Below are 16,337 nucleotides of genomic sequence, written 5' to 3'. Positions count from 1 at the left end.
CGCCGGGTCAGGGCTGGCGCACGCCGAGGGCTCCGAGCATCGGGCGCATCTTGGCCCAGGTCTCGGCGAGCTCCTCCTCGGGGACCGATCCGGCCACGATCCCGCAGCCCGCGAAGAGCCTGATCTGGGTTCCCTGCTCCTCCAGGATCCCGCCGCGCAGCGCAATCCCGAAGTCGGCGTTGCCATAGGCATCGATCCAGCCCACCGGCCCGGAGAAGGCCCCGCGGTCGAGTCCCTCCAGGGTGGAGATCAGCTCGGCGGCGGTGGCCGTGGGGGTGCCGCAGATCGCGGCAGTGGGGTGGGCGCGCTCGGCCACCAGCAGCGCAGGGGTCTGGGCGGTGAGCTGACCGGTCACATCGGTGGAGAGGTGGAAGACGTTGGGCAGCTGGAGCACCGCCGGAGGATCCTGGGCGTGCAGGTGCTGCGCCACCGGGGCCAGCTGGTCCAGCAGCGACTGGGCCGCCAGCCGGTGCTCATCGCGCTGCTTGGGGTCCTCCAGCAGCATGGCGCGGGCCTGTTCCAGTCCGGTGCCGCCGTCCACGGTGCCGGCGAGCACCCGGGCGGAGAGCTCGCGACCGCGGATCTTCACCAGCATCTCCGGGGTCGCCCCCAACACGTCGCCGGCCAGATAGGTCCAACAGTCGGCATAGTCGGCGGCCAGCGCGGCCAGCACCGGACCGGGAGCCAGCGGGGCATCGGCGGCGACGACGACGTCGCGGGCCAGCACCAGCTTCTCCAGCCGGCGGTGCCCGATCGCCTGGACCCCGGAGCGCACGGCCCGCAGGTAGTGCTGCTCCGAATGGGTGCCCTGGATCAGCGAGGTCGCGGCGGCGGCGTCGAGCCGGTCCGTCTGCCCCGCACTGTGTGAACCGTCGCTGTGTGAACCGACGCTGTGTGACGGGACCAGACTCAGCCGGCGGCCCTGAAGCTGCAGGGAATGCCTGGCCAGGAGACCATGGACCCGGCGCAGCGCCGCGTCGTCGTCGTCCTCAGCCTCGAAGCTCTCGTCCAGCGCCGAGGGACGGATCACCGTCGTGATCCACGCCCTGCCCTCGGCGGAGCCGAGGATCAGCTCGGGCAGGATCAGGTGTGAGTCCGCGGCCGAGGCCGAGGAATAGGTGATCGAGGTCAGCGCCACCGGGCCGGCGCCGGGGATCCCGGTCAGCTCCTCCGGCAGCGGGGAGACCTGGGCCAGCGGGGCCAGATGCTGCTCATGCCATTCCGCCAGCTCCGCGAAACGCTCCGCGCCCCGTGTCCTGATGTGCGCAGCGGTGCCCAGACCGATCAGCCCCTCACCGCGCAGCAGCCAGACGCCGCTGGGATCCAGGGCCGGCAGCATGTCCGCCAGCGTGGTTCCCGGGGGCAGATCCACCACCAGCGTGGTGGCGTCGAGGGAACCGGGGAGCGCTGTCATGGCTGGACAAGTCTAGGACATGGCGGCGGGAGCGATCCGCGCATGTGGGAGAATGTCAAGGTGAATCGCCCCAGCACCGGAAGCCGCGCAAGCCTCGCGAAGAAGCCCGAGGACGTCGCCTCGATGTTCGACGAGGTCGCCGACCGTTACGACCTCACCAATGACGTGCTCTCGCTGGGCCAGACCAAGCGCTGGCGCAAGAAGCTCGTCGCCGCGCTCGACGTCACCCCAGGTGAGCGGGTTCTTGACCTCGCCGCTGGCACCGGAAGCTCCACCGAGCCCTTCCACGACGCCGGTGCGACGGCAGTGGCCTGCGACTTCTCCTCCGGCATGCTCCAGGTGGGCAAGCGACGCCGCCCGGACATGACCTTCATCGCCGGAGACGCGATGAACCTGCCCTTCGCCGACGACACCTTCGACGCCGTCACGATCTCCTTCGGACTGCGTAACATCGTGGACCCGCTGGCCGGGCTGCGCGAGATGCTGCGGGTCACCAAACCTGGAGGACGGCTCGCCGTGATGGAGTTCTCCGACCCCACGAACAAGGTCTTCAACACCGTCTACAACGAGTACCTGATGCGGGCGCTGCCGCCGACCGCCCGGGCCGTGTCATCCAACCCGGAGGCCTACGTGTACCTGGCCGAGTCCATCCGGGCCTGGCCCGATCAGGACCATCTGGCCGCCGAGATCTCCGCCGCCGGGTACGCCGCGGTGAAGTACCGGAACCTCAGCGGTGGAATCGTTGCGATTCATCACGCCACCAAGCCCAGCGCCCTCCCCGCATCCTGACTCTGGATAGGCTAGACACCGATGAATGAATCCGCAGCTGATCCCCTGACCGCGAAGCTCCCGGCAGGGTTCGACGTCCTGGCCGACGACGAGACGCTCGCCGCCGAGGTCGCCGAGGCCCTGACCCGGGTCGAGGAGGATCTCCTCGGCTCCCTGGCCAGCGCCGATGAACTGGTGAACGCCTCAGCGCGGTACCTCGCCCAGGCCGGCGGCAAGCGGGTCCGCCCGCTGCTCACGGTGCTGACCTCGATGCTCGGCAACGGTGTCGATGACCGGGTCCGTCGTGCGGCCGCGGTCATGGAGATGACCCATCTGGCCACGCTCTACCACGATGACGTGATGGACTCTGCTCCGGTGCGCCGCGGGGCGCCTGCCGCCCACCAGGTGTGGGGAAACTCCGTGGCGATCCTCACCGGGGACCTGATCCTGGCCCGGGCCTCACGGCTGATGTCCGAGCTCGGGGTGGAGGCCTCGGAGATCCAGGCGCAGACCTTCGAGCGCCTGGTCATGGGGCAGCTCCACGAGACCGTCGGCCCGCAGGCCGGTGAGGACGCCTACGCCCATTACCTGCGCGTGATCGGTGACAAGACCGGTTCGCTCGTCGCCGCCGCCTCTCGCCTCGGGGCGCACTTCGGGGGCTGCTCCGCGCAGACCACCGCGATGCTGCAGAACTACGGCGAGGCGGTCGGCGTGGCCTTCCAGCTCGCCGATGACGTCATCGACCTCACCGCCGATCCCGAGTCATCCGGGAAGACCCCGGGGACCGACCTGCGCGAAGGCGTGGCCACACTCCCGGTGCTGCTGCTGCGCCAGCAGGCCGAGGACGGCTCCTCGCCGCAGAGCCGGCAGGACGCAGCCGCGCTGCTGGCCATGATCGACGCCGACCTCAGCTCGGACGAGGCGCTGGCGCAGGCGGTGGCCGCCGTCGTCGCCCACCCGGTGACCGAGCAGTCCTGGCAGGTGGCGCACAGCTGGGCCGAGCGGGCCAAGCAGGCGATCGTCGAGCTGCCTGAGAGCACCGTGAAGTCCGCGCTGGTCTCCTTCGCCGACGCCGTGGTCGAGCGCGACGGCTGATCCAGCCGCGGGGTTCAGCTGCTGCTGGCCAGCACCTGATCCAACGCCGCGCGCAGCTGGAGCGCCTTCTCGGCGCGGACCGCGACGTCGACCGGGTGCCTGACCTGCCGGTAGAGCATGTCATCGGCGTAGCGGGGAAACACATGCAGGTGGTAGTGCCACACGTGCTGGTTCCCGGCCGGCTCATTGTGCTGGCGCACGGAGGTGCCCTCCGGCTTCCAGGCCAGCTTCATCGCCTTGGAGACCTCGCGGGACATGATCGCGATCTTCGCCAGCAGCGCGTCGTCGAGGTCATAGAGCGTCTCGCGGTGCCGCACCGGGGTGATCATCGCGTGGCCCTCATGCGGACCGAAGCCGTCACAGGCCATGAAGACCATCAGCTCGGGGTCCTGGTAGACCAGATCGCTGAGCTCGCAGCGGTTCGCGGGGTGGTCCACCTCGCCGCGGGCCAGCCCGCAGAACGGGCAGGAGTAGCCCGGCGGGGCGTGGGAGCTCCAGAGCTGCGCCAGATCGGGGGCACTCACGGGTTGTCCTCCTCCTCGAAGGAGAACTCCAGCAGGTCGAAGATGAACTCGCTGACCGTTGCGCCCTCGTCGTTCCACATGCCGGAGTTGCTGCTGCGCCGCACGATCAGCGGATCCGGGACGTCGAGGGTGTCCACGTCGACGCCCCAGGCCCAGCGCTCCTCCTCGTCCTCGAGGAAGAGCAGATGTCCGTCCTCGACGACGAGCTCATCGGGATCGAAGAAGAAGTGATAGGCCTCCATGATCTCCTCGCAGCGGCCCAGCGCGAGGTAGAACTCCTCGAGCACCTGCGGCAGCCGCGGACGCGCCTTGAGATCATCGGGCAGCTCGGAATCGGCGATCATCTGGCGCAGCTCCTCGACGGTGAGACCCTCGGCAGGGGTCCACTTCGCGTCGAGATAGGTGGGCACCAGGGCGCGGAACTTGTCGAGGAACATATCAGCCATGACTTCAGTCTAGAAGACCGGGAACAGAGTCATTCGCCGCCGACGTTCACCCCAATACGGCATACTGTGCTGAGTTAATCAATCAGAAGGAACCTATCCGTGTCCCAGAATTCCTCGCAGCGGCCAGCAGGCCGGGCCATCCGAGTCGCCGTCGTCGGAGCCGGCCCCGCAGGCGTCTATGCCTCCGACATCCTGGCCAAGGCGCAGAAGAAGAGCGACTTTGAGTTCAGCATCGACCTCTACGACCGGTATCCGGCCCCCTTCGGGCTGATCCGCTACGGCGTCGCCCCTGATCATCCGCGGATCAAGGGAATCGTCAAGGCGCTGCACAAGGTGCTGGACCGCGGCGACATCCGGCTGATCGGCAATGTGGAGATCGGCAAGGACCTCACCCTGGAGGACCTGCGCCGGCACTACGACGCCGTGATCTTCGCCACCGGCGCGATCAAGGACGCCGAGCTGAACATCCCCGGCATCGAGCTGCAGGGCAGCTTCGGCGCCGCCGACTTCGTCTCCTGGTACGACGGCCACCCCGACTACCCGCGCGACTGGCCGCTGACCGCCGAGCGCGTGGCAGTGATCGGCAACGGCAACGTCGCCCTGGACGTGGCCCGGGTGCTCTCGAAGCACGCCGAGGACATGCTCACCACCGAGATCCCGGAGAACGTCTACAACGGGCTCAAGACCTCTCCGGTCACCGACGTCCACGTCTTCGGTCGACGCGGCCCGGCTCAGGTGAAGTTCACCCCGCTGGAGCTGCGCGAGCTCTCCCACAGCCGCGACGTCGACATCGTCCTCTACGAGGAGGACTTCGACTTCGACGCCGGCTCCGACGAGGCGATCAAGACCAACAACCAGGTCAAGACCATGGTCAACACCCTGGGCAACTGGCTGGTGGAGCAGGAGGAGCGCGAGACGGAGGCCTCCCGGAAGCTTCACCTGCACTTCCTGCTGCAGCCGGTGGAGATCCTCGAGGGCACCGACGAGGCCGGCCAGGGCACCGGCGCCGTCGCGGGCATCCGCTTCGAGCGCATGGAGCTCGACGGCACGGGCAGTGTGCGCGGCACCGGGGAGTTCCAGGACTTCGACGTCCAGGCGGTCTACCGCGCGGTGGGCTACCTCGGCTCAGTGATCCCCGGGCTGCCCTTCGATGAGCTGCGCGGCGTGCTGATCAACGAAGCCGGACGGGTCAAGGACGACGACGGCGCCCACGTCCCCGGCATCTACGCCACCGGCTGGATCAAGCGCGGCCCGGTCGGGCTGATCGGCCACACCAAGGGCGACGCTCTGGAGACCATCGGCTGCCTGCTCGAGGACCTGCACCACCTGCCCGTGGCGCCTGAGCCGGCCGAGGACGCGGTGATCGAGCTGCTCGAATCCCGCGGGGTGGAGTACACCACCTGGGACGGCTGGCAGAAGCTCGACGCCCACGAGATCTCGCTGGGCGAGTCCTACGGTCCGCTGCCCGACGGCGGCGCCAGGGAACGGGTCAAGGTCGTCGATCGCGAAGACATGATCCGCATCTCCCGCGAGAGCTGAGATCCTGCCGGCGGAGAGCCGCCCCGCGCAAGCGCTCATGAGAATGCCCCCTCGCCGTCGGCGCGGGGGCATTCTCATGCGCGGAACGGCTCAGCTCGGGCTGTGGCCAGCCATGGCTTCGAGCCGGGAGATGCGCTCGGGCATCGGCGGGTGGGTGCTGAAGAGCTTCTTCGCCCGGGCGCCGAAGGGGTTGGCGATCATCATGTGGGCATGCGCGTCGTGCTTGGGGTCCTCCTTGAGCGGGTAGCGCGAGATCCCGCGCTCCAGCTTGTCCAGGGCTGAGGCCAGCGCCAGCGGATCTCCGGTGAGCGCGGCGCCGTCGGCGTCGGCGTCGTACTCCCGGGTGCGGCTGACCGCCATCTGGATCAGGCTCGCCGCCACCGGCATCAGGAACACCGCGACGATCGCACCGACCAGCGCCAGCGGGTTGCCGCCCTGGTTGTTGCCGCGGCCACCGCCGAAGAGCAGGAAGAACTGGCTGATCGTGGTGAGGAACCCGGCGACTGCCGCGGCCACCGAGGAGATCAGGATGTCGCGGTTGTACACGTGCATGAGCTCATGTCCGGTGACCCCGCGCAGCTCGCGCTCGTTGAGCAGGTTCAGGATGCCCTCAGTGAAGCAGACGACGCCGTTCTCCGGGTTGCGTCCTGTCGCGAAGGCGTTCGGAGTGGGGGCCGGCGCGATGAAGATCCGCGGTGCAGGCTGCTGGGCGCGCTGCGCGAGGTCTTCGACCATCTGGTAGAGCTGAGGCGCCTGCTCCCGGGTCACCGGGTAGGCCTTCATCGCCTTCAGTGCGATCTTGTCTGAGTTCCAGTAGGAGTAGGCCACGGAGACCAGGCCGATCAGCCCGAAGACGAAGATCATTCCGGGGGTCTGGGTGGCATAGGCGATCACGGCGCCGACGAGCAGGAGCATCGCGAAGAGGAACGCGAGCAGACCAGCTGTGCGCAGCCGTCCGTGGTGCTGGTGCATTGACGCTCCTAGGAGGGATCAGGGGTGGAGATGGGCCCGCTTGTGACCAACAACATCCTACGCTCGCCAGGTTTCGGCTGATCGTTCACCTGCAGTTCACCTTCCCGTGTGACGCTCGTCGGGCACGCGGTGCACAGTGTTCTACGGCCCTTCATCCGGCAGTGATATCGACCCCTGTGATTCACCTCGCACAACATGCGAGGACCGGATCCGGGATGTGCCAGCGCCAACACTCAAGCAGGGCTCACCAATGCTCGTGTTCCAAGAGGAGATTGCATGTCCGCACCGTCGATGGAGGCCCCGCAGCGGGTCGCCGGCACTGTAGACGAAGCACCCGCCAAGCGACCCTTCAGCCCCTTCGAACGGTTCGGCCTCTCGGGGCGAACGCTCGACGTGGTGAACTGGGTCTCCGTGGCCCTCGCCATCTACGTGCTGATCACTGCGGTCAACGTGATCGGCACCGGATTCGGCATCGCCACCGGGGATCAGGCCGAGAGCCTCTTCGCCTTCGCGACCAACCCGATCATCGGGCTGATGATCGGCATCGCCGCGACGGCACTGACCCAGTCCTCCTCGACCACCACCTCGGTGACGGTGGGCCTGGTCGCCGGCGGGCTGCCGCTGGGGGTCGCGATCCCGATCATGCTCGGCGCCAACATCGGCACCACCTTGACCAACACCCTGGTCAGCCTCGGCATGGTGCGCGAACAGGAGTCCTTCCGACGCGGCTTCGCCGCCGCCACCGTGCATGACTTCTTCAACCTCATCGCCGTGCTGATCTTCCTGCCGCTGGAGATGATGTTCAGCCTGCTCGAGCGTCTCTCCACCTTCTCCGCCGGTCTGGCCGTTGGGACCGACGGCGGCCCTGTCGCCTACGTGCTGGCAGGTGTCGGCTCCACCATCAAGGCCGGCACGAAGCCGCTGGCGAACCTGATCGAGGACTCGCTGAGCTTCATCCCGGGCAGCTGGCACGGGGTGGCCATGGTCGTCGTCGCGATCGTGCTGATCCTGCTGGTGATCAACTTCATCGGCAAGCTGCTCAAGGTGCTGCTGGTCGGCAAGGCCAAGCAGGTGCTGCATTCCACCATCGGTCGCGGACCCGTCGCCGGCATCGGCTCCGGTGCGGTCGTCACCGTGATGGTGCAGTCCTCCTCGACCTCCACCGCGCTGATCGTGCCGCTGGCCGGCTCGGGTGCCTTCACGCTCAAGCAGCTCTACCCCTTCACCCTGGGGGCCAACATCGGCACCACCGTCACGGCCCTGATCGCGGCCTTCGCCTTCGACGGCCCCGCAGGTGAGATCGCGCTGACCGCGGCACTGGCCCACCTGTTCTTCAACGTGCTGGCCACCCTGATCATCTTCTGCACCCCCTGGCTGCGGGACCTCCCGCCGCGCGGCGCCACCTGGCTGGCGGATCTGGCCGCCGAGAAGAAGGTCTGGGCCTTCGCCTGGGTGCTGGGCGTGTTCGTCGTCATCCCGCTGGTGCTGATCGGTCTGAGCATCATCTTCTGATCCCCTCACACACCAATAAACCCCGCCAGTTGAGGTTTCCGGTGGATACGTATCCACCGGAGAACTCAATCAGCGGGGTTTTTTGGTGTGTCGGGTGAGGGTCAGCGCATATTGACGAACTGCAGGTCGGCGTCGTCGAAGTTCTTCAGCATCGCGATGACCTCCTGCAGGTCGTCGCGGGACTTCGAGGTCACGCGCAGCTCGTCACCCTGGATGGTGGCCTTGACGGTCTTCGGGCCCTCATCGCGGATGAGCTTCGTGATCTTCTTCGCGGTGGGCTGGTCGATGCCCTCCTTGATGGTGCCCTCGATCCGGAACTCCTTGCCGGAGGCGTAGGGCTCTCCGGAGTCGAAGGACTTCAGTGAGATGCCGCGCTTGACCAGCTTCGAGCCGAAGACGTCCTCCACGGCCTTGGCCCGCTCCTCGGAGTTCGCCTTGATCAGGAGCTTCTCCCCGGAGTAGTCGATCTCTGCACCGGTGCCCTTGAAGTCATAGCGCTGAGCGATCTCCTTCTGGGCCTGGTTCAGCGCATTGGCGACCTCCTGCTTGTCCACCTTCGAGACGACGTCGAACGTTGAGTCCTTAGCCACGTGTACCTCCTGATCGGCATGGATATGTGCCGCTGAGTCTAATCGTGATGGACCGCCGAGCGGGTGTGGACTGTTCCGACGGTGACTCAGCTCCTGCCGCGGAGGAAGAGCGCATCTGGGCCTGGGCCGCGGTGCCGCTCCGGCAGGACAGCGCCTCTTCTGCGGTCGCACACTATGAAGAACGACTCCAGGTTCGGCTCTGAAAACAGATCCCGGAGTCTTGAGTCAAGCGACGTTCCTCAGACGAAGGTGGAGTTCAGGCCATCCTCGGTGGCGTGGAGCACCAGCTGGGCCAGACCATCGAGCAGCTCCTTGTCCTCGGGCAGCTGGGCGCAGGAGATGCGCAGCAGCCCGGTGGGCTGCTCGGTCATGTGTGAGCTGGTTCCGACGTCGGTGACGACCCCCTGGGCGCTGAGCGTGAGCGCTGCGGTGCGCTCATCGGGGACCTGCACCCAGATCGCCCAGCTTGCCGGGCCCGCGTGGGCGGTGAGCCCGACGTCGGTGAAGGCCTCGAGCGCCATCCTGCGGCGATTCGCGTAGCGCGTCCTGGCGCTGTTGATCCGGCGACCGGCAGCTGGATCGCGCAGCAGGAAGGCGAGGGTGTGCTGCAGGATGCGGCTGTTCGAGCTGACTCCGCCCGAGCGCTCGGCGATCGCCCCGGCGATGAGCCGCTTGGGACCGGACATGACCGCAGTGCGAAGGTCCATGCCGTAGGCGCGTTCGAAGCCGATGACACGCAGGGTGCGCTCGGGCAGCAGGGCGTCCAACGAATGGGTGAAGGGGTCCATCTCGGCCAGCGGGCCCAGCGGGTCCTCTTCGATGATGACGGTCTCAGGTGAGGATTCCAGCACTGCCGCTAGCTCCTGGGTGCGCTCAGTGCTGAGGATGTGACGCGGAGAGAATGCGCCGCCGGGGCTGTGCACGAACGCGACGGCACCGGCGTCGAGTGCCTTCTTCAGCGCCTCGGGGACCGGGCCGTGTTCATCCACCGGGACCCCCATGGTGCGCAGGCCGAGGCTCTTGGGCACGGAGAGGTAGCCGGGGGAGGCGGGTTCCTCCACCGCGATCAGGTCACCGCTGCTGGTCACGGACCTGGTCCCGAGCCAGAGGCCTTCGGTGGCGGAGGAGACGGCGGCGAAGCTGCGTGCCCGGGGGCCCTCGGCCGGGTGTCCGAGCTTCTTCTCCACCGCGCGCTGCAGCTCAGGCAGGATGTGCTCCCGGCTCCAGCTGTGCAGCTGCGGCTGCTTGAGGCTGCGCACCATGCCCTCCTCCAAGGAGGGCAGAAGCCGCTGATCCGGGCTGCAGTGCAGCAGGTCGACTCCGGACCAGCTCCGAAAGCTCGGCCCGCCGACGTCGCCGGGTTCCACGATCCGGGTCCCGCCGCGGCGGCGAGTCTCCACCAGGTTGGACTCCCGCAGCAGGCTCCAGGCCTGGGCGATCGTGCCGACGCTGACGCCGATCTCCGTGGCAAGGTCGCGGACGGTGGGCAGACGCATCCCTCCGCTGAGCGTCCCGGCGCTGATCAGCTCCCGCACCTGCTCAGCGATGCCGCTGGGGCTGCGTTCACTCAAGTGTCGAGCCAGTGTCTCGGCCTCGATATCGGCCACGGTGCTCCTTGATGCTGGGTGCTGGGTACGGACCTGCACCAGTGCGGATGATCAGAACGGGGCCACCACGCACGCGTGGATGGTGGAGTCAACCCTACTCCCTGTGATGCAGTCGGATTCGAAAATTTCCAGTGTTGTCGCTAAAGTAATGGGGTGCCTCTTACGGGGCGTCGAAATCTGCTTCGGGAGGTTTCGTGTGGTTGCACGGCAGATTACCCGAGCGGCCAAAGGGGGCTGACTGTAAATCAGCTGGCATCGCCTACGGGGGTTCGAATCCCTCATCTGCCACCACATAGTTCAAGGGCGGTTCGGATCACAAGATCCGGACCGTCCTTCTTCGTCGGTCCTGCTCAGGTTCCGCTGGGCGCTTAAGTGGCCCCGCGTCACCAGGGGAGAGGCCGACAAGGCGCCGCTGCTCGCGTAGGGTGGCGAGGCATGGCTACCACTGATCTGACCACGACAGACTTTCAGCAGACCCTTGAGGACAGCGACATCCTGCTCGTCGACTTCTGGGCCGACTGGTGCGGTCCCTGCAAGCAGTTCGCCCCGGTGTACTCCCAGGTCTCCGAGCAGCACCCCGATGTCACCTTCGCCAAGGTCGACACCGAGGCCGAGCGTGAGCTCGCCGCCGCAGCGAACATCACCTCGATCCCGACCCTGATGGCCTTCCGCGAGAAGGTCCTGGTCTTCTCCCAGCCTGGCGCGCTGAATGCCGAGCAGCTCACCGAGGTCATCACCGCGGTGAAGGACCTGGACATGACCGAGGTGCACAAGCAGATCGCCGAGGACCAGGCCGAGCAGGACCCGAAGCCGCAGGCCTGATCTCTCCAGGCCTCAGCGATCCCGGTGATCCGCCGGGGTCAGCTTCGGACCATATTTCTGATCCCTGAAGCCCGAGAGCTTCAGCAGTCGAATGACGCGCTGTCGGTGCGGCGCATAGGGCGCCAGCAGGCGGAGCATGCCTGCGTCGTCCGTGCGGGCACCGGTCATCGCGGCCCCGACGAAGTTGCTCAGGTGATAGTCCCCGACGGAGGGAAGATCCGCCGCCCCGTGGGAGCGCTGCAGCGCCTCGGCGACCGTCCACTCCCCGATCCCGGGAATAGAGCGCAGCCGCAGACCCAGATCGGCCACTGACTCCGTCTCCACGCCGGTGTTCGCGCTGAGCTGGTGAATCGTCCTGGCGCGTTCAGCGACCAGCTGGATGGTCTTGGACAGGGCCGGCTGGACCCAGAGCTGGTGCCACTCCCAGGAGGGGATCCGCCGAAGCTGCGCTCCGGTCAGCGGCAGCCGCATCCAGGGCGGGGTCGGCACCAGGACCGAGGTCGGGGGGTGCTCCCCGTGGCGGCGCAGCAGCTGCCTCCACCCGTGGCGCGCCTGATCATGGGTGACCTTCTGCTCGAAGGTCGCCGTCACCAGCTGGTCGAAGAGCCCACCGGTGGCGGGCAGGCGCACGCCCGGATGTCGTCGGCGCACCCGGACCAGGGCGGCGGAGAGCTGATCTCCGAGGGCATCGAGCAGCAGCTCGGTCTCCTGCCAGCTGTCCTGGATCCCGAGGATCTGTGCGCCCCGCCGCGCGGCGAGATCGGTCACCACCGCAGAGTCGATGCCCGGACCGGCTGCGGCGGCCCGTACCTGAACGGTGGAGGCGCTGCGCTGGTCGAAGCGCAGGGTCGCCGCTCCGAGCTGCACCCCGGATCGGTCATAGATCCGCTGACACATCCACGCACCCGCGCCAGGAGTCCCGCGCGGGCCGCCGGTCATCGCTGCTGCGCCGGGATCGAGCCGGATGCTCGGGTCAGAGGCTCCGCGCTGCAGCACCGACAGCGTCCGGGGAAGGTCCACCGGCCCGCCGAGGTCCAGGAGCACCTCGTCCTGGTGCGCCGCCGGGGTCGCTGCCGTGGTCATGGTTCCACTGTGGCACAAGGCTGGGACATCGGCGTCGCCGCCCTGCTCCCCGATAAGCCGTCCCGAGAAGCGGCCCTGCGATGCGCCCGGAGACGCGCTCCAGAGAGGCCGCCGGAGGAGTCTCCGGGCGCATGTCCCGCGATCCTTTCCCGGCGCAGGTCAGCGTGGCGAAGTTTCGCCAGAAGACTGGCACTGACTGATCCGCTCAGGACATCGGTAGAGTTGGGCGCATGAAATATGCCCAGTCCGTCGTCGAGCTGATCGGCCGAACCCCTCTGGTGAAGCTGAATCGGATCACCGAGGGCGTCTCCGCCACCGTCCTTGTGAAACTCGAGTACCTCAACCCGGGTGGGTCCATCAAGGATCGCATCGCGCTGAAGATGATCGAGGAGGCCGAGTCCGCGGGTCTGCTGAAGCCCGGGGGAGTGGTGGTCGAGCCGACCTCCGGCAACACCGGCGTCGGCCTGGCTCTGGTGGCCCAGCAGAAGGGCTACCGGGCGGTCTTCGTCACGGTGCCCAAGGTGGCCCAGGAGAAGCGTGACGTGCTGCGCGCCTACGGCGCCGACGTCGTCGTGGGCCCGGCAGGAGTCCCCGCAGAGTCCCCGCTGTCCTACTACGGGATCTCCGACCAGCTGGCAGGCGAGATCGAGGGCGGCTACAAGCCGGACCAGTTCTCCAACCCGGCCGCGCCGAACTCCCACTACGAGACCACCGGGCCAGAGATCTGGGACGACACCGACGGCAAGGTCACCCACCTGGTGGTCGGCGCCGGCACCGGCGGCACCGTCACCGGCTCCGGGCGCTACCTCAAAGAGGTCTCCGCCGATCGCCCCGGCGGCCCCGTGCGCGTGGTGGTCGCTGACCCCGACGGGTCCATCTACTCCGGCGGCGAAGGCCGTCCCTATTTCGTCGAGGGTGTCGGCGAGGACATCTGGGTGAAGAACTACGACGCGTCGATCCCGGACGAGCACCACGCCATCTCCGACGCCGAATCCTTCGCCATGGCACGACGGCTCGCCACCGAAGAGGGCCTCCTGGTCGGCGGTTCCTCCGGCACCGCCGTCGCCGCAGCGCTGAAGCTCGCCCAGGATCTGGGGCCCGACGACGTCGTCGTCGCGGTGCTCCCCGACTCCGGACGGGGCTACCTGGGCAAGATCTTCAACGACCAGTGGATGATCGACCACGGATTCGGCGCGGTGGTCTCGAACTCCACCGGTGTCGAGATCAGCGTGAAGAGCTCCGCGGAGCTCACCGACGCGGTGAAGAGCGGACTGATCGGCGCCGACCCGACAGTCGACGACGCCGACCACGCCGCCAGCGCCACGAAGCGGGACGCGTCGAGCATGGACGCCGACACCGTGACCGCCGGGGATGTGCTGCTGGCGAAGAGTTCGCTGTTCTCCGCCGCGATGCCCGAGGTGGTCTCCATCTCCCGGCAGACCACCCTGCGCGAGGCGGTCTCGGTGATGAACCGCTACGGCATCGACATCGTCCCGGTGATCGACCAGCCCGGGCGGGTCGCCCGGATCGGGGAGGTCTACGGGATCGTCGACGTCGCCGACCTCTCCGAGGACCTGATCGTCGGTCACGCCACACCCGATGAGCTGGTCACCGACCATCTGGCCATCGACCTGCCGCTGGTCGGGATCACCGAGACCCTCCCGCAGATTCTGAAGAAGCTCAGGAGCAACCCCACCCTGCTGGTCGCCGAGAACGGCGACATCGTCGGGGTGCTCACCCGCAATGACCTGCTTGCGCACCTCTCAGGTGCCCAGGAGAAGGAGACCCGATGACCGAGAACCGCCACGGATTCGCCACCGACGCCATCCACGCCGGACAAGAGATCGACGAGGTCTTCGGGGCAGTGGTGCCGCCGCTGCACTTCTCCACCACCTACGCCCCCGACGGGATCGGCAACCTGCGTCGCGGCTACGACTACGGCCGCGCGGGCAACCCCACCCGCACCTCGCTGCAGACCCAGCTGGCCGCGCTGGAGGGCGGGCGCCACGCCTTCAGCTTCGGCTCCGGCCTGGCCGCCGAGGATGCGATCATCCGCGCCGTCACCCGGCCAGGGCAGCGGATCGTGATGGGCAACGACGCCTACGGCGGCTCCTACCGGCTGATCAGCCGCATCCACGGCGACTGGGGGATCGCGAACACCCCGCTGGACCTCACCGACCTCGACCGGGTGGCGGCCGAGATGTCCGAGCCGGATGCGACGCTGCTGTGGGTCGAGACCCCCTCGAACCCGCTGATGTCGATCACTGACATCGCCGCCCTGGCGAAGATCGCCCACGAGAACAACGCGCTGCTGCTGGTGGACAACACCTTCGCCAGCCCCTACCTCCAGCAGCCGCTGGCGCTGGGCGCGGACATCGTGGTGCACTCCACCACCAAGTACATCGGCGGGCATTCCGACGTCGTCGGCGGCGCCGTGATCACCTCCGACGACGAGCTGGCCGCCTCCATCGGCTTCCAGCAGTTCGCAGTGGGCGCCGTCTCCGGCCCGCTGGACGCCTACCTGACCACCCGCGGGCTCAAGACGCTGGCGGTGCGCATGGACCGGCACTGCAGCAACGCCCAGGCCATCGCCGAGCACCTGGTGGACCACCCCGCCGTCGAGCGGGTGCTCTACCCAGGGCTCCCCGATCACCCCGGCCACGAACTGGCCAAGGCTCAGATGAGCGGCTTCGGCGGGATGGTCTCGATCCAGCTCGCCGGCGGAGAGGCCGCGGCCCGCAAGGTCGCCGAGGGCACCCGGCTCTTCATCCTCGCCGAGTCCCTGGGCGGCATCGAGTCGCTGATGAACTACCCGCACGAGATGACCCACGCCTCGGTGCGCGGCACCGAGCTCGCGGTCCCGGAGAACCTGCTGCGCCTCTCGGTGGGCATCGAGGACGTGGCGGACCTGATCGATGATCTCGACACCGCCCTCGCTGGGCTCGAGCGCCGTGGCTGAGTCCTCTCCGACCTGTCTGGCGGGCGCGGCAGATCGGCTGGGACTCACCGGGACCGTGGACGCGGTCTGCGTGGTGCACCAGCTGATCCGCGACGACGTCGGCCAGGTCGGGGTCAGCGGGATCGACAAGCGTCCGGTCTCCGGCCCGGTTCAGGTGCGCACCCTGGGGCTGCATGGTGACGTCCAGGCCGACCGCCAGCACCACGGCGGGCCGGAGAAGGCCGTCTACGCCTATGCGGAGGAGGACGCCCAGTGGTGGGCCAGGGAACTGGGGCGGGAGATCCCATCAGGCAGCTTCGGGGAGAACCTGCGGCTCTCCGGGATCGATCTCGACGGCGCCCACCCCGGTGAGCGCTGGCAGATCGGGGACCGGGTGGTGCTTGAAGCCACGGTCCCGCGCATCCCCTGCGCCACCTTCGGGCGCTGGCTGGATCAGCCCGGCTGGGTCAGACGCTTCATCGCGGCGGGACGGCCGGGCACCTACTTCAAGGTCATCACACCCGGCACCGTGCAGGCCGGGGACCGCGCCGCGGTGATCGCCGTCGCGGAGCGTGCCGGGGTCGCCATTCGGGAGACCGCGCTGCGACGGGGCCCGGCGCTGGCCCGACCGGACGACTGAAAGTCCAGCTCAGGGACGTGGACGTGACCTTCGTCTCCAAAGGCGACAGTCGGGGTGGACCTGGGCTAGACTGAATGGGCATTCTCCGGATGATCCCGTTTTCTCTTGCTGACTCCGAGCGTGCCCCATCCACATGGGGCCGGACGCTCGTAGAGGGTTGTGTGTATCCACGGGTCGACTCCGGAGCCGACAAAGCGGCCGAGTCCCTGTGACTGATCCAGTCCCGTCCTAGATACCCAAGCAACCTGCCCTGCCCATGCAGGGGTTGTGTGCATTGCCATTTGGCACGCCCAGCCCCTTCGAGCAGCGGTGGTTGATTGTGCAGGTTTCCTGGGACTGGATCTTCAGCGGGTCCTCTCGGTCGCATGACATGTGACGAGGAGTCAA

Annotated in this window: 15 protein-coding genes and 1 tRNA gene; 9 read left to right on the top strand and 7 right to left on the bottom strand. The window is 67.9% G+C overall.

Features of this window, described 5'->3' with window-relative positions:
• Positions 1–7: 7 nt before the first annotated feature.
• Positions 8–1,414, bottom strand: a complete 1,407-nt coding sequence (locus LTH96_RS09350) for an isochorismate synthase MenF (RefSeq protein WP_241465446.1) — start codon at positions 1,412–1,414, stop codon at positions 8–10.
• 60 nt (positions 1,415–1,474) lie between these two features.
• Between LTH96_RS09350 and LTH96_RS09345 the strand changes: the two genes are divergently transcribed.
• Both LTH96_RS09345 and LTH96_RS09340 read left to right on the top strand, forming a co-directional pair.
• On the top strand, positions 1,475–2,203 hold the full coding sequence (locus LTH96_RS09345; protein ID WP_370644426.1) for a demethylmenaquinone methyltransferase: 729 nt from the start codon (positions 1,475–1,477) through the stop codon (positions 2,201–2,203).
• Positions 2,204–2,224: 21 nt separating this feature from the next.
• Positions 2,225–3,277: a polyprenyl synthetase family protein gene (locus tag LTH96_RS09340; RefSeq protein WP_241465445.1), complete on the top strand. Its 1,053-nt coding sequence runs from the start codon at positions 2,225–2,227 to the stop codon at positions 3,275–3,277.
• A 14-nt stretch (positions 3,278–3,291) separates the two neighbouring features.
• Here LTH96_RS09340 and LTH96_RS09335 read toward each other — a convergent pair whose 3' ends face one another.
• Together LTH96_RS09335 and LTH96_RS09330 are read right to left on the bottom strand one after the other, a co-directional pair.
• On the bottom strand, positions 3,292–3,801 hold the full coding sequence (locus LTH96_RS09335; RefSeq protein ID WP_241465444.1) for an HIT family protein: 510 nt from the start codon (positions 3,799–3,801) through the stop codon (positions 3,292–3,294).
• On the bottom strand, positions 3,798–4,247 hold the full coding sequence (locus LTH96_RS09330; RefSeq protein ID WP_241465443.1) for a hypothetical protein: 450 nt from the start codon (positions 4,245–4,247) through the stop codon (positions 3,798–3,800). The genes LTH96_RS09335 and LTH96_RS09330 overlap by 4 nt, the downstream gene beginning before the upstream one ends.
• Positions 4,248–4,346: 99 nt before the next feature.
• Between LTH96_RS09330 and LTH96_RS09325 the strand changes: the two genes are divergently transcribed.
• Positions 4,347–5,786 (top strand): FAD-dependent oxidoreductase, encoded by a 1,440-nt coding sequence (locus tag LTH96_RS09325; RefSeq protein WP_241465442.1) that lies wholly within the window; start codon positions 4,347–4,349, stop codon positions 5,784–5,786.
• A 90-nt stretch (positions 5,787–5,876) separates the two neighbouring features.
• On the opposite strand, the gene LTH96_RS09320 is transcribed toward LTH96_RS09325, so the two are convergent.
• Positions 5,877–6,758 (bottom strand): M48 family metalloprotease, encoded by an 882-nt coding sequence (locus tag LTH96_RS09320; protein ID WP_241465441.1) that lies wholly within the window; start codon positions 6,756–6,758, stop codon positions 5,877–5,879.
• Positions 6,759–7,034: 276 nt separating this feature from the next.
• Here LTH96_RS09320 and LTH96_RS09315 point away from each other — a divergent pair, with 276 nt between their 5' ends.
• A complete protein-coding gene (locus LTH96_RS09315; protein ID WP_241465440.1) occupies positions 7,035–8,270 on the top strand; it encodes a Na/Pi symporter in 1,236 nt (411 codons plus the stop codon).
• A gap of 101 nt (positions 8,271–8,371) precedes the next feature.
• On the opposite strand, the gene LTH96_RS09310 is transcribed toward LTH96_RS09315, so the two are convergent.
• Both LTH96_RS09310 and LTH96_RS09305 read right to left on the bottom strand, forming a co-directional pair.
• Positions 8,372–8,860 (bottom strand): YajQ family cyclic di-GMP-binding protein, encoded by a 489-nt coding sequence (locus LTH96_RS09310; RefSeq protein WP_241465439.1) that lies wholly within the window; start codon positions 8,858–8,860, stop codon positions 8,372–8,374.
• A gap of 239 nt (positions 8,861–9,099) precedes the next feature.
• Positions 9,100–10,467, bottom strand: a complete 1,368-nt coding sequence (locus LTH96_RS09305; RefSeq protein ID WP_241465438.1) for a PLP-dependent aminotransferase family protein — start codon at positions 10,465–10,467, stop codon at positions 9,100–9,102.
• Between the two features lie 206 nt (positions 10,468–10,673).
• Here LTH96_RS09305 and LTH96_RS09300 point away from each other — a divergent pair.
• Both LTH96_RS09300 and trxA read left to right on the top strand, forming a co-directional pair.
• Positions 10,674–10,758, top strand: a tRNA-Tyr gene (locus LTH96_RS09300).
• A 144-nt stretch (positions 10,759–10,902) separates the two neighbouring features.
• Entirely contained in the window at positions 10,903–11,289 is a 387-nt protein-coding gene (gene trxA / locus LTH96_RS09295) for a thioredoxin (RefSeq protein WP_241465437.1), read from the top strand.
• 12 nt (positions 11,290–11,301) lie between these two features.
• On the opposite strand, the gene LTH96_RS09290 is transcribed toward trxA, so the two are convergent.
• On the bottom strand, positions 11,302–12,372 hold the full coding sequence (locus tag LTH96_RS09290; RefSeq protein WP_241465436.1) for a DNA-3-methyladenine glycosylase: 1,071 nt from the start codon (positions 12,370–12,372) through the stop codon (positions 11,302–11,304).
• 230 nt (positions 12,373–12,602) lie between these two features.
• Between LTH96_RS09290 and LTH96_RS09285 the strand changes: the two genes are divergently transcribed.
• The 3 genes from LTH96_RS09285 to LTH96_RS09275 are packed head-to-tail and all read left to right on the top strand — an operon-like array spanning position 12,603 to position 15,950.
• Entirely contained in the window at positions 12,603–14,165 is a 1,563-nt protein-coding gene (locus tag LTH96_RS09285; protein WP_241465435.1) for a pyridoxal-phosphate dependent enzyme, read from the top strand.
• Positions 14,162–15,331 carry a cystathionine gamma-synthase gene (locus tag LTH96_RS09280; protein ID WP_241465434.1) on the top strand — a complete coding sequence of 390 codons (1,170 nt, stop codon included), beginning with the start codon at positions 14,162–14,164 and terminating at the stop codon, positions 15,329–15,331. Before LTH96_RS09285 ends, LTH96_RS09280 begins: the two co-directional genes overlap by 4 nt.
• Complete coding sequence (locus LTH96_RS09275) at positions 15,324–15,950, top strand: MOSC domain-containing protein (protein WP_241465433.1); 627 nt, start codon at positions 15,324–15,326, stop codon at positions 15,948–15,950. Before LTH96_RS09280 ends, LTH96_RS09275 begins: the two co-directional genes overlap by 8 nt.
• Positions 15,951–16,337: the final 387 nt, after the last annotated feature.

The organism is Nesterenkonia sp. LB17, assembly GCF_022565915.1.
Classification (GTDB): domain Bacteria; phylum Actinomycetota; class Actinomycetes; order Actinomycetales; family Micrococcaceae; genus Nesterenkonia.
This window is presented reverse-complemented; position numbering and strand designations above follow the sequence as displayed.